Annotated in this window: 11 protein-coding genes and 1 tRNA gene; 11 read left to right on the plus strand and 1 reads right to left on the minus strand. The window is 71.7% G+C overall.

Annotated features, from left to right (window positions below; translation table 11 throughout):
- The first annotated feature begins 152 nt into the window (after window positions 1-152).
- Window positions 153-587: a VOC family protein gene (locus ACFWEP_RS05395; protein ID WP_387365980.1), complete on the plus strand. Its 435-nt coding sequence runs from the start codon at window positions 153-155 to the stop codon at window positions 585-587.
- Window positions 588-805: 218 nt separating this feature from the next.
- Here ACFWEP_RS05395 and ACFWEP_RS05400 read toward each other — a convergent pair.
- A tRNA-Arg gene (locus ACFWEP_RS05400) sits at window positions 806-877 on the minus strand.
- A gap of 85 nt (window positions 878-962) precedes the next feature.
- On the opposite strand from ACFWEP_RS05400, the gene ACFWEP_RS05405 reads away from it, so the two are divergent.
- The 10 genes from ACFWEP_RS05405 to prfA all read left to right on the plus strand — a co-directional run bounded on the left by ACFWEP_RS05405 (window position 963) and on the right by prfA (window position 13537).
- Complete coding sequence (locus ACFWEP_RS05405; RefSeq protein WP_387365904.1) at window positions 963-1490, plus strand: response regulator; 528 nt, start codon at window positions 963-965, stop codon at window positions 1488-1490.
- A gap of 89 nt (window positions 1491-1579) precedes the next feature.
- Window positions 1580-2776: an ArgS-related anticodon-binding protein NrtL gene (gene nrtL / locus ACFWEP_RS05410; protein WP_387365907.1), complete on the plus strand. Its 1197-nt coding sequence runs from the start codon at window positions 1580-1582 to the stop codon at window positions 2774-2776.
- 28 nt (window positions 2777-2804) lie between these two features.
- Window positions 2805-4196, plus strand: coding sequence for a diaminopimelate decarboxylase (gene lysA / locus ACFWEP_RS05415; protein WP_387365910.1), 1392 nt, complete (start codon window positions 2805-2807; stop codon window positions 4194-4196).
- 95 nt (window positions 4197-4291) lie between these two features.
- The gene (locus ACFWEP_RS05420; protein WP_387365913.1) at window positions 4292-5647 is read left to right on the plus strand and encodes a homoserine dehydrogenase; all 1356 of its coding nucleotides are present in this window, start codon (window positions 4292-4294) and stop codon (window positions 5645-5647) included.
- 6 nt (window positions 5648-5653) lie between these two features.
- On the plus strand, window positions 5654-6724 hold the full coding sequence (gene thrC / locus ACFWEP_RS05425) for a threonine synthase (RefSeq protein ID WP_387365916.1): 1071 nt from the start codon (window positions 5654-5656) through the stop codon (window positions 6722-6724).
- Window positions 6725-7115: 391 nt separating this feature from the next.
- Window positions 7116-8033: a homoserine kinase gene (thrB, locus tag ACFWEP_RS05430; protein WP_387365919.1), complete on the plus strand. Its 918-nt coding sequence runs from the start codon at window positions 7116-7118 to the stop codon at window positions 8031-8033.
- 386 nt (window positions 8034-8419) lie between these two features.
- The gene (rho, locus tag ACFWEP_RS05435) at window positions 8420-10447 is read left to right on the plus strand and encodes a transcription termination factor Rho (RefSeq protein WP_387365922.1); all 2028 of its coding nucleotides are present in this window, start codon (window positions 8420-8422) and stop codon (window positions 10445-10447) included.
- A 325-nt stretch (window positions 10448-10772) separates the two neighbouring features.
- Complete coding sequence (locus ACFWEP_RS05440) at window positions 10773-11879, plus strand: LCP family protein (RefSeq protein ID WP_387365925.1); 1107 nt, start codon at window positions 10773-10775, stop codon at window positions 11877-11879.
- A gap of 209 nt (window positions 11880-12088) precedes the next feature.
- A complete protein-coding gene (rpmE, locus tag ACFWEP_RS05445; RefSeq protein ID WP_266709126.1) occupies window positions 12089-12313 on the plus strand; it encodes a 50S ribosomal protein L31 in 225 nt (74 codons plus the stop codon).
- Between the two features lie 147 nt (window positions 12314-12460).
- Window positions 12461-13537: a peptide chain release factor 1 gene (prfA, locus tag ACFWEP_RS05450; RefSeq protein ID WP_266709128.1), complete on the plus strand. Its 1077-nt coding sequence runs from the start codon at window positions 12461-12463 to the stop codon at window positions 13535-13537.
- Window positions 13538-13547: the final 10 nt, after the last annotated feature.

A 13547-nucleotide genomic window follows, 5' to 3' on the forward strand; every position in this document is an offset into this window, starting at 1 on the left:
CCCCCGGGGTGGGGCACGGCGTGGTGGGGCACGGCACGTAAAGCGATTGAGCCGCGGGAGGTCCCGTGGCAGGCTCGCCCACCGGTGCCCGGATCGCCGCGTGCGCGACAGCGTCCGGTGTCCCGGACGCCGCGATCGTCCTGGAGGACCGGTTGGCATCGATCAAGAAGTTCCAAGTCACCTTCGACTGCGCGGAACCCGAGCGCGTCGCCCGGTTCTGGTGCGAGGTGCTGGGGTACGTCGTACCGCCGCCGCCGGAGGGGTTCGCCGACCGGGACGGCTACGACCGCTCGCTGCCGCCCGAGCGCCGGGGCGCGGCGTTCGCCTGCGTGGATCCCACGGGGGTGGGCCCGCGACTGTTCTTCCAGCGCGTTCCCGAGGGCCGGGTCGTCAAGAACAGGGTCCACCTCGACGTACGGGCCGGCACCGGGCTCGTGGGTGACGAGCGCCTGGCCGTACTCGAAGCGGAGTGTGCCCGGCTGGTCGCGCTCGGCGCGGTGTGCGTACAGGTCATGCGCGCCGACGGCTTCGACGAGTCCTGCATCGCGATGCGGGACATCGAGGGCAACGAGTTCTGCCTCGACTGAGGGGCCGGGCCCGGCGTGGCGGTGCCCACCGGGAGCCGCGCCGCTTCCCGGCTTCCCGCGCGTCCGTGCGTGCCCGAGCCGGTCTTCGCCTCGGACCCCGCGACGTCTCCGCGAGGGGCGGGCCGGGGACGGGCCGGCGTTCCGGCGGTTCCGGCGGTTCCGGCGCACGAGAAAGGGCCTGATCAGCATTTCTGCTGGTCAGACCCTCTGTCCGGAAGTGCCCCCGGCAGGATTCGAACCTGCGCACCCGGCTCCGGAGGCCGATGCTCTATCCCCTGAGCTACGGGGGCGTATCGCGGTGTTGCTCTGCGACGGGTGAAACACTACCAGCTCGCGGGGGGTGTCCGTGAACGGGTATTCCCGCGGCGCCGGGTGATGCGCGTACGCGAGGGAGCGGGGCGGCCCGGTCCCGGGGCGGAAGTGGGCAAAACCCGGACGCGGCCCCGGGGACGCACCTACTCTCGAAAGGTGTCAGGGGCGTACGGCCGCGTGCTTGTTGTGGACGACAACAAGGTCATCCGGCATCTGATCAGGGTCAACCTGGAGCTTGAGGGCTTCGAGGTCGTGACCGCGGCCGACGGTGTCGAGTGCCTGGACGTCGTGCACCGCGTGCGGCCCGACGTGATCACCCTCGACGTCGTGATGCCCCGGCTCGACGGCCCCCGGACCGCCGCTCGGCTGCGCGAGGACCCCCGTACCAGCGCCATTCCGGTCGCGATCATCAGCGCCTGCACCCCGTACGAGGCGGACCGGGGCGTCGCCGCCGGGGTGGAGGCGTTCCTGGCGAAGCCGTTCGAGCCCAGCGAGCTGGTCCGGCTGGTGCGCCGCCTCGCGCTGCCCCCGGAGCCCTCCGCGGTGGACGGCGGCTGCGGCGCCGGACGGGCCGCCGGCGCCGCCCGCTGAGCGCACCCCGCCCCGGCGGGCGCCGGCCCGGTGCCCGCATGGCGAAACGCGGTCGCAGAGGGCCCCCCTCTCTCCCCTAGGCTGGTCCCGTGACCCCCGCCGACCTCTCCAGGACCGTGCTGCACGCCGTGCGCCGCGCGGTCGACGAGGATGCCCTGCGGGTGGCGGTGCCCGCGCGCGTACGGGTGGAGCGGACCCGGCCCGGCGGCAGCGGGGACTACGCCTGCGCCGTCGCCCTCCAGCTGGCCCGTCCGGCCGCACTGCCCGCGCACGAGGTCGCCCGCATCCTCAAGGACCGCATCGCGGCAGAGCCCGGGATCGGCCGGGTCGAGATCACCGGACCCGGCTTCCTCAACCTCACGCTCGACGCCTCTGCCGACGGAGCCGCCCGCGTCGCCCTCGTGCGCGAGGTGGCGTCGCGCGGGACGGAGTACGGCCACGGGACGGCGCTGCGCGGCGAGGCACCCCTGCTGACGTACGCGGCCGAGGTCCGGGCCGCCGTCACCGCCGACGCCGTGGCCGCGCTGCTGCGGTCGCAGGGCGCAGCCCCGCGCACCGCCACGGCCGGACCCGCCGACTCCGCGTGGAGCGGCCTCGGGGTCACCCCCGGCGCGGCCTCCGCGCCCGCCGGGGACGGCCCGTCCGCGGAAGCGGGCGAGGCGACCGTGATCCGGCCCGTGCCCGCCGGGGTGCCTGCCGCCGACCTGCTCGTACGCCTCGGTCCGGACGCCGCCCGCTGGGGGCTGCTGCGGGCCGCCGGCCACGACCGGGCCGCGCTCGACGGCGGACTCCTGGTCCAGAGCGCCGCCAACCCGCTCTTCCTGGTCCGCTACGCCCGCGCCCGCGCCCACGCCGTCACCCGGGCCGCCCGCGAGCTCGGCGTCCTCGCCGCGCCCGAGGCGTACGTCGCGCCCGAGGCGTTCGCCGCGCCCGAGGCGTACGTCGCGCCCGACGGGTACGGGGACGGCGCCCGGGACCGTACCGCCCCGGACCGCGGTGCCCCGTTCGGCGAGCCGGCCGCCCTCGCGCTGACCGCCCTCCTCGCCGACCATCCGGTGGTCCTGCTCGCCGCCGCCCGGCACCGCGCGCCCGACCGGCTCGCCCGCCACCTCGAAGCCGTCGCGCACGCCTTCTTCGACTTCCACGACGCCTGCCCGCCGCTCCCCGCCGGGGACGAGAAACCCTCGGCCGCCCACCGCTCCCGGCCGGCCCTCGCCGAGGCCGCCGGTACGGTGCTGGCCGGCGGCCTGTCCCTGCTCGGTATCAGTGCGCCCCTACATCTTTGAGACCCGAGAGACCTGAGAGAACCGAACGATGAGCCGATCCGCCCACCCCGCCGGACCCCGTCACGCCGATGTGGTCCCCGAGGGGCACTACGCCGCCCCGCCCGCCGACCTGAACGTCCTGGACGAGAAGGTCTGGTCGCGCACCGTCACCCGTGACGCCGAGGGCGCCCTCACCGTCGGCGGCATCGAAGTCGCCCGGCTCGCGGAGGAGTTCGGCACCCCCGCGTACTTCCTCGACGAGGCCGACTTCCGGGCCCGCTGCCGTGCCTGGGCCGACGCCTTCGGCGCCGACGCCGACGTCTACTACGCGGGCAAGGCGTTCCTCTCCCGCGCGATCGTGCGCTGGCTCCGCGAGGAGGGGCTCAACCTCGACGTCTGTTCCGGTGGTGAGCTGACCACCGCGCTGGACGCCGGGATGCCCGCCGAGCGCATCGCCTTCCACGGCAACAACAAGACGGTCGACGAGATCGAGCGGGCCGTGGAGGCCGGTGTCGGCCGGATCGTCCTCGACTCCTTCCAGGAGATCGTCCGCGTCGCGCACGCCGCCCAGCGGCTCGGCAAGCGTCAGCGGGTGCAGATCCGGGTCACCGTCGGGGTGGAGGCACACACCCACGAGTTCATCGCCACCGCGCACGAGGACCAGAAGTTCGGGATCGCGCTGGCCGGTGGCCAGGCGGCCGAGGCGGTACGCCGCGCCCTCACGCTGGACGGTCTGGAGCTCACCGGCATCCACTCCCACATCGGCTCGCAGATCTTCGACATGGCCGGTTTCGAGGTCTCCGCCCGCCGGGTGGTCCAGCTCCTCGCCGAGGTGCGCGACGAGCACGGCGTCGAGCTCTCCGAGATCGACCTCGGCGGCGGCCTGGGCATCGCCTACACCTCCGACGACGACCCGCGCGAGCCGCACGAGATCGCCAAGGCGCTCGGCGACATCGTCACCCGCGAGTGCGAGGCCTCGGGTCTCGCCACCCCCCGGATCTCCGTCGAGCCGGGGCGCGCCATCGTGGGCCCCACCGCCTTCACCCTCTACGAGGTCGGCACGATCAAGCCGCTCGAAGGGCTGCGCACGTACGTCAGTGTCGACGGCGGGATGTCCGACAACATCCGGACCGCGCTCTACGACGCCGAGTACAGCGTCGCGCTCGTCTCCCGCAGCTCCGACGCCGAACCGATGCTGGTCCGGGTCGTCGGCAAGCACTGTGAGAGCGGCGACATCGTGGTGAAGGACGCGTTCCTGCCGGCCGACCTGGCACCCGGCGACCTGATCGCCGTACCGGCCACCGGCGCCTACTGCCGGTCCATGGCGAGCAACTACAACCACGCACTCCGCCCGCCCGTCGTCGCCGTGCGCGACGGACGGGCGCGCGTCATCGTCCGACGTGAAACGGAGGAAGATCTCCTGCGTCTCGATGTCGGCTGATGAAATAGATGTCTCAGAATCCGGACGGGTGACAGAATCGCCCGTCCGGTGAGTGAGACTGGTCCACATATCAAACGCAGGAGAAACGAGGTCGGATGATGCGTACGCGTCCGCTGAAGGTGGCGCTGCTGGGCTGTGGTGTGGTCGGCTCAGAGGTGGCGCGCATCATGACGACGCACGCCGACGACCTCGCCGCGCGCATCGGCGCGCCGGTCGAGCTCGCCGGCGTCGCCGTCCGCCGGCCCTCGAAGGTGCGCGAGGGGATCGATCCCGCGCTCATCACCACCGACGCCACGGCCCTGGTCGAACGGGGCGACATCGACGTCGTGATCGAGGTCATCGGCGGCATCGAGCCGGCCCGCACCCTCATCACCTCCGCCTTCGAGCACGGCGCGAGCGTCGTCTCCGCCAACAAGGCGCTCCTGGCCGAGGACGGCACGGCTCTGCACGCCGCCGCCGAGAAGCACGGCCGCGACCTGTACTACGAGGCGGCCGTCGCCGGGGCCATCCCGCTGGTGCGTCCGCTGCGCGAGTCCCTCGCCGGCGACAAGGTCAACCGGGTGCTCGGCATCGTCAACGGCACGACCAACTTCATCCTCGACAAGATGGACACCAGCGGAGCCGGTTACTCCGAGGCGCTCGACGAGGCCACCGCCCTCGGCTACGCGGAAGCCGACCCGACCGCCGACGTCGAGGGCTTCGACGCCGCCGCGAAGGCCGCGATCCTCGCCGGGATCGCCTTCCACACCCGGGTGAAGATCGGCGAGGTGCACCGCGAGGGCATCACCGAGGTCACCGCCGCCGACATCGCCTCCGCCCGCCGTATGGGCTGCACCGTCAAGCTCCTCGCCATCTGCGAGCGGGCGGCGGACGGGCAGTCGGTCACCGCGCGCGTCCACCCCGCGATGATCCCGCTCAGCCACCCGCTGGCCTCCGTCCGCGAGGCGTACAACGCCGTCTTCGTCGAGGCCGAGGCTGCCGGGCAACTGATGTTCTACGGCCCCGGCGCCGGCGGTTCGCCGACCGCCTCGGCGGTCCTGGGCGACCTCGTCGCCGTCTGCCGGAACAAGCTCAACGGGGCCACCGGCCCCGGTGAGTCCGCTTACACGCGCCTCCCCGTCAGCCCGATGGGTGAGGTCGTGACGCGCTACCACATCAGCCTCGACGTCGCCGACAAACCGGGTGTTCTCGCCCAGGTCGCCACGGTCTTCGCCGAGCAGGGCGTGTCGATCGATACCGTTCGTCAGCAGAGCCGTAATTCAGGCAGCGGCGACGAGGTCGCCGTCGAGCAGGGCGGCGGCGGGCGCCGGGTGGACACGAGTGGCGAGGCTTCTCTCGTCGTCGTCACCCACCGCGCGCCCGACGCCGCCCTCTCGGCGACCGTCGGAGCACTGCGCAAGCTCGACACCGTGCGCGGTGTCGCCAGCATCATGCGTGTTGAAGGGGAGTAAGGACCCATGACCAGCAAGGGCACCCACCAGTGGCGGGGCATCATCGAGGAGTACCGGGACCGCCTTCCGGTCACGAGCACGACGCCGGTCGTCTCTCTCGGTGAGGGTGGTACGCCGCTCGTATCGGCGCAGGTTCTCTCCGAGCGCACGGGCTGCGAGGTGTACCTCAAGGTCGAGGGCGCCAACCCCACCGGTTCGTTCAAGGACCGGGGCATGACCATGGCCATCACCCGGGCCAAGGAGGAGGGCGCGCAGGCCGTCATCTGCGCCTCCACCGGCAACACCTCCGCCTCCGCCGCCGCGTACGCGGTGCGCGCCGGGATGGTCTGCGCCGTCCTCGTACCGCGGGGCAAGATCGCGCTCGGCAAGATGGGCCAGGCGCTCGTGCACGGCGCCAAGATCCTCCAGGTCGACGGCAACTTCGACGACTGCCTGACGCTGGCCCGCTCGCTGTCGGACAACTACCCGGTGGCGCTCGTCAATTCGGTCAACCCGGTCCGCATCGAGGGCCAGAAGACCGCCGCGTTCGAGATCGTCGACGCGCTCGGCGACGCCCCGGACATCCACGTCCTGCCGGTCGGCAACGCGGGCAACATCACGGCCTACTGGAAGGGTTACACCGAGTACGACGGTGACGGCCTGACCACCCACCGGCCGCGCATGTGGGGCTTCCAGGCCTCCGGTTCCGCGCCCATCGTGCGCGGCGAGATCGTGAAGGACCCGGCGACGATCGCCACCGCGATCCGGATCGGCAACCCGGCGTCCTGGAACTACGCGCTGGCCGCCCGGGACGAGTCCGGAGGCTTCATCGACGAAGTGACGGACCGTCAAATCCTTTCCGCCTACCGCCTGTTGGCCGCGCAGGAGGGAGTCTTCGTGGAGCCCGCCTCGGCCGCCTCCGTCGCCGGTCTGCTCAAGGCCGCCGAAGAGGGCAAGGTCGACCCCGGCCAGCGGATCGTCTGCACCGTCACCGGCAACGGCCTCAAGGACCCCGACTGGGCCGTCGCGGGCGCACCGCAGCCGGTCACCGTCCCGGTCGACGCCGCCACCGCCGCGGAGAAGCTCGGTCTCGCCTGAGCCCCGTCCGCACGCGGTGACCCGGTTACGGGGCCCCGCACCGACACCGCACCGCCCGGCAGGCGAAACACCGCCGGGCGGTGCGGCGCACACCGGCCCGGTAGGGCCCAACCGCCCTGTCCGGGGCGGAGAGCGCAGGGGATGCGTGCGACACGCATCGTGCGCCTCCCATGCGCCCTATGTCGCCACAGAACCTTCCTTCGATAAGCTGTACGTGACCGGCAGCGCCGTTACGGCCCTGTCCCCGTCGTCGTGCCGTGGTCGTGGGGTCCACCACCGGAAGCACCGCCGCCCGGAAGTCGTCTTCCGGCCGACCGGACTCCCGCGTCACCCCGCCGCCGCAGAGTCGCCCGCACGCACCGCATCCCCGCCCCAAGGAGTCCACCAGCCGATGGCCGGTCCCGCGTTCCGAGCCGCCGCCGTCAGGGTGCGCGTCCCCGCCACCAGCGCCAATCTGGGCCCGGGCTTCGACGCCCTCGGCCTTTCGCTGGGCCTCTACGACGACGTCGTCGTCCGGGTCGCCGACTCCGGTCTGCACATCGACATCGCCGGCGAGGGCGCCGACACCCTGCCCCGCGACGAGTCGCACCTGCTCGTACGCTCGATGCGCACCGCCTTCGACCTCCTCGGCGGACAGCCGCGCGGGCTGGAAATCGTCTGCGCCAACCGCATTCCGCACGGCCGCGGCCTCGGCTCCTCCTCCGCCGCCATCTGCGCCGGCATCGTCGCCGCCCGTGCGGTGACGACCGGCGGCGAGGCCCGCCTGGACGACGCCGCGCTGCTGGAGCTGGCCACCGAGATCGAGGGCCACCCGGACAACGTCGCCGCCTGCCTCCTCGGCGGATTCACCCTCGCCTGGATGGACGGCGGGGCGGCCCGCGCGATCCGGATGGACCCGGCCGCCGCGGTCGTGCCGGTGGTCTTCGTGCCGGGCAGGCCGGTGCTCACCGAGACCGCCCGCGGACTGCTGCCGCGCCAGGTCCCGCACGTCGACGCGGCCGCCAACGCCGGTCGCGCCGCGCTGCTCGTGGAGGCGCTGACCCGGCGCCCCGAGCTGCTGCTGGCCGCCACCGAGGACCGGCTCCACCAGGAGTACCGGGAACCGGCGATGCCGGAGAGCCTCGAACTGGTGCACCGGCTGCGCGCGGACGGGGTGCCCGCCGTCATCTCCGGTGCGGGGCCCACGGTTCTGGCTCTCACGGAAGAGGGCGCCGCCGACAAGGTGGCCCGCCTCGCGGGCGAGGGCTGGGCCGCGAACAAGCTCGCGCTCGACGGTCCCGGCGCGTGCGTACTGCCGCTCGCACCGTAAGCAGAGGGATTGCCGGTGACAGAGAGGGGGAATATTTGTTGGAGCCGGTAGTGTTAATCTCAAGTCGGCAATCGACGTCCCAGCGACGCGTTGCTTCGTGTCCCCTTCAGGGACCACCTTTCTTCCGGGAGCCTCCCCAACTGCCTGATCAGCCTGTCTGAGCAGTTTCGAGCACGCTCCGGAACCGGCACGACACCCCTCGTTCGTCCATGAGTGGGCCGAGCAGGGGGAGCTCGCGTCGGACCCCGCACGTTCCTCTCTCCGCCGCACCGGCGGACCACCGCCCCGGCACGGTCCGCGATCGAAAAGATCACCAACCGAATGCCGGACAGCACAACCGGTCGCCGAGCCAGAAGGCCGACGTCCGCTCCAGGGAAGGACCCTTCGTGAGCGACACCACCGATCTGATGGGCGTGACTGCCGACAAGAGCGTCGACAGCGCCGCGCCCGCCGAAGGTGCTGCCTCTGGCACCACCGCACGGCGCCGCCGCTCCGGCACCGGCCTTGACGGCATGGTCCTGGCCGAGCTGCAGCAGGTCGCGTCCGGCCTCGGCATCAGGGGCACCGCGCGTATGCGCAAGAGCCAGCTGATCGAGGTCATCAAGGAGGCGCAGGCCGGCAAGGCCCCCGCCGCCAAGGCCGCCGCCAAGGCGCCCGCCGCCGGTACGGACGCGGAGAGCAAGCCCAAGCGTCGCGCGACCTCCAAGGCACGCACGGGCGACGAGGCCGCCGCCCCGGCCGAGAAGCCGGCCGCGCAGCAGCAGATCGACATCCCCGGCCAGCCCGCCAGCGACGACCAGCCCGCGGGCGAGCGCCGCCGTCGGCGTGCCACCGCGCAGGCCGGTGCTCCCGAGGCGAAGGCCGAGCCGAAGCAGGACGAGCGCGTCGCGGAGAAGCAGGACGACCGCGCCGAGGCCAAGGCCGACGCCCGTGCCGAGTCGGCCGCCGACACCGCCGAGGGCCGTCGCGGCGACCGTCAGGACCGCCAGCGCGGTGACCGCCGGGACCGTCAGCGCGACCGTCGTGGCAAGGGTGACGACCAGGGCCAGCAGCGCCAGGGCCAGGGCCAGTCGCAGCGCCAGGGCCAGGGCCAGAGCCAGAGCCAGGGACAGAGTGGCGGCCAGGGGCAGGGCCAGCAGCACCGTGACAACGGTCCGCAGGACGACTTCGACGACGAGGGCGGCCGTCGTGGCCGTCGTGGCCGCTACCGCGACCGCCGTGGCCGTCGTGGCCGCGAGGACTTCGTCAGCGACGTGCCGGTCGCCGACGACGACGTCCTGATCCCCGTCGCGGGCATCTTGGACATCCTCGACAACTACGCGTTCATCCGGACCTCCGGCTACCTCCCGGGTCCGAACGACGTGTACGTCTCGCTCGCCCAGGTCCGCAAGAACGGCCTGCGCAAGGGTGACCACGTCACCGGTGCCGTGCGCCAGCCCAAGGACGGCGAGCGCCGCGAGAAGTTCAACGCTCTCGTGCGCCTCGACACCGTCAACGGCATGGCGCCCGAATCCGGCCGCGGACGCCCGGAGTTCCAGAAGCTGACGCCGCTGTACCCGCAGGACCGGCTCCGCCTGGAGACCGACTCCAACGTCCTGACGACGCGGATCATCGACTTGGTCGCGCCGATCGGCAAGGGCCAGCGAGGCCTGATCGTGGCTCCGCCGAAGACCGGTAAGACCATGATCCTCCAGGCGATCGCCAACGCGATCACGGTCAACAGCCCGGAGTGCCACCTGATGGTCGTCCTCGTGGACGAGCGTCCGGAAGAGGTCACCGACATGCAGCGGTCGGTGAAGGGCGAGGTCATCTCCTCGACCTTCGACCGCCCCGCCGAGGACCACACCACCGTCGCCGAACTGGCCATCGAGCGGGCCAAGCGCCTGGTCGAGCTGGGTCACGACGTGGTCGTCCTGCTCGACTCCATCACCCGCCTGGGCCGCGCGTACAACCTCGCGGCACCGGCCTCCGGCCGCATCCTGTCCGGTGGTGTCGACTCGACCGCGCTGTACCCGCCGAAGCGCTTCTTCGGTGCCGCGCGCAACATCGAGGACGGCGGCTCGCTGACCATCCTGGCCACCGCGCTCGTCGAGACCGGCTCGCGCATGGACGAGGTGATCTTCGAGGAGTTCAAGGGCACCGGCAACATGGAGCTCAAGCTCGACCGGAAGCTCTCGGACAAGCGCATCTTCCCGGCCGTCGACGTCGACGCGTCCAGCACCCGCAAGGAAGAGATCCTGCTGGGCAGCGACGAGCTGGCCATCACCTGGAAGCTGCGCCGGGTCCTGCACGCGCTCGACCAGCAGCAGGCGATCGAGCTTCTGCTGGACCGGATGAAGAAGACTTCGTCCAACGCGGAGTTCCTGCTCCAGATCCAGAAGACGACGCCGTCGCCGGGCAACAACAACGACTGACGTCCGCAAAGAAGTTGCACAGAACCGCCCCCGTCGCACCCGCGGCGGGGGCGGTTTCTTCGTCTCCGAGACGTTCACCACACTCAGGGTGACCGCCCACGGGGTGCGAAAAAGCGTGCAGGAGGCACGAAACCGCAGGTGAGCGCGGTGTCACCGGCAGTTCTCCAGGTCCGCCTCCCACCCGTTCGGCCGTACGGTGGTCACAGGGCGTCGTGGCACCCTTCTTGGTGCTTCGGCGTCCATCCGAGAGACGACCCGACCGTGCCGGGACCACTCCGGCAGGGGGGAGCAGGGAGCAGCGGGGAACCGGGAACGAGGAACACCCATGAGCGAGCAGAGCAGCAGAGGTACGGGCCGCATACGCGGCACCGGCGGGCGGCGCAGAAAGCCGTCCCGCCGGCGCCGGGTGAAGACCGTGGTGGCCTGGGCGGCGGCCGGGGTCGTGGTCCTCGGCGGATCGGGACTCGCCTACGCCTACTTCGCGCTCGACGGCAACCTCAAGGGCGTCGACATCAACGCCGCTCTCGGCACCGACCGCCCCGACGACGTCGACGACGGCTCCGAGGACATCCTGGTGCTCGGCTCGGACTCGCGCTCCGGCGCCAACTCCGAGTACGGCGCGGACCAGGGCACCGCCCGTTCGGACACCGCGATGGTCGTGCACGTCAACAAGGGCCACAAGTCCGCCAGTGTCGTCTCGATCCCGCGCGACACCATCGTCGACCGGCCCGCCTGCACCGACCCCGGCACCGGAACGCGGACCCCGGCGGCCACCGGCCAGATGTTCAACTCGGCCTACCAGGTGGGCGGTCCGGCCTGCGCGGTGAAGACCGTCGAGGCGATGTCCGGCATCCGCATGGACCACTACGTCGAGGTCGACTTCACCGGCTTCAAGAAGCTCGTCGACCGGCTGGGCGGTGTCGAGATCACCACCAGCGAGGCGATCGACGACCCCGGCAGCCATCTCGACCTCGCCCCCGGCACGCACACCCTCGACGGCGAGCAGGCCCTCGGCCTGGTGCGTACGCGCAAGAGTGTCGGCGACGGCAGCGACCTCGGGCGCATCCAACTCCAGCAGGCGTTCGTCAAGGCGCTGATGGAACAGGTCAAGTCGGTGGGGCTGTTCACCAACCCCGCCAAGCTGTTCGGAATAGCGAACACCGCCACCAAGGCCATCACCACCGACTCCGACCTCGCCTCGGTGACCAAGCTCACCGGCTTCGCGAGCGGGCTCAAGAACCTCGGCGCCGACGACGTCGACATGGTCACCCTGCCCGTCCAGTACGACCCGGCGGACCCCAACCGGGTGGTCCCCCTGGAGAAGGACGCGCAAGCGGTCTGGAAGGCCCTGCGCGCGGACGCCGCGATCCCGGCCGCCGCCACCGCGAACTCGGCAGGCGACAAGGGCTCCGCGGCTACCGTCGTCGGCTGAGAGCGGTCCGACGAGACGGCCGTCCCCGGGCGGGCGCCCTCCGGCGCCGCGACTCGGCGCGGTCCCGCCCGGTCCCGCCGGGAATAGACCGGCTCGTACCCCGGTTTTGGGAGATACGGCCGGTCCTGGCAGACTGGTACGTCGGCCCCGGTTCACGGACGCGCAATCCGCGCGGACGACCCGGAGCCCTCCCGAAACTAGGAGACACCTTGAAGCGCGACATTCACCCCACGTACGTCGACACGCAGGTCAGCTGCACCTGTGGCGCGTCGTTCACCACCCGGAGCACCATCGACAACGGCACCATCCGTGCCGACGTCTGCTCCGAGTGCCACCCGTTCTACACGGGCAAGCAGAAGATCCTCGACACCGGCGGCCGTGTGGCCCGCTTCGAGGCCCGCTTCGGCAAGGGTGCAGGCTCCGCCGCCAAGTAGCGAGCCACAGCGCCGGTTCTCGGGCGCCCTTTCGGGGGCGGTCGGAACCGGCGTTTTTTCCGGTCGGGTCCGGGGGAGACCCGTGGACCCGACCGGCACCTTCCTCCAGCAGGCCCGTAGAAGTCACCCCCACCCAGGAGCCCGAAGATGTTCGAGGCGGTCGAGGAACTGATCGGTGAGCACACCGATCTCGAGAAGAAGCTCGCCGACCCGTCGGTCCACGCGGATCAGGCCAACGCGCGCAAGCTCAACAAGCGCTACGCGGAGCTGACCCCGATCGTCGCCACGTACCGGTCCTGGAAGGGCACGGGTGACGACATCGTCACCGCCCGCGAGTTCGCCGCCGACGACCCCGACTTCGCGGCCGAGGTCAAGGAACTGGAGAAGCAGCGCGAGGAGCTCACCGAGCGCCTGCGCCTCCTTCTCGTTCCGCGCGACCCGAGCGACGACAAGGACGTACTCCTGGAGATCAAGGCGGGTGCGGGCGGCGACGAGTCGGCCCTGTTCGCCGGTGACCTGCTGCGCATGTACCTCCGCTACGCCGAGCGCATCGGATGGAAGACCGAGATCATCGACTCCACCGAGTCCGAGCTCGGCGGCTACAAGGACGTCCAGGTCGCCGTGAAGACCAAGGGCGGCAACGGCGCCACCGAGCCCGGCCAGGGCGTCTGGGCCCGGATGAAGTACGAGGGCGGCGTGCACCGCGTGCAGCGCGTGCCCTCCACCGAGTCCCAGGGCCGCATCCACACCTCCGCCGCAGGCGTCCTCGTGACCCCCGAGGCCGAGGAGGTCGAGGTCGAGATCCACGCGAACGACCTGCGCATCGACGTGTACCGGTCCTCCGGCCCCGGCGGCCAGTCCGTCAACACCACCGACTCGGCCGTCCGCATCACGCACCTGCCGACCGGCGTCGTCGCCTCCTGCCAGAACGAGAAGAGCCAGCTCCAGAACAAGGAGCAGGCCATGCGCATCCTGCGGTCCCGGCTGCTCGCCGCCGCCCAGGAGGCCGCCGAGCAGGAAGCCTCCGACGTGCGCCGCAGCCAGGTGCGCACCGTCGACCGGTCCGAGAAGATCCGCACGTACAACTTCCCGGAAAACCGGATCTCGGACCACCGCGTCGGCTTCAAGGCGTACAACTTGGACCAGGTCCTCGACGGGGACCTCGACGCGGTGATCCAGGCATGCGTCGACGCCGACTCCGCCGCCAAGCTCGCCAACGCCTGATCCCGCCCGC

The sequence above is a fragment of the Streptomyces sp. NPDC060198 genome, assembly GCF_042728415.1.
Lineage (GTDB): Bacteria > Actinomycetota > Actinomycetes > Streptomycetales > Streptomycetaceae > Streptomyces.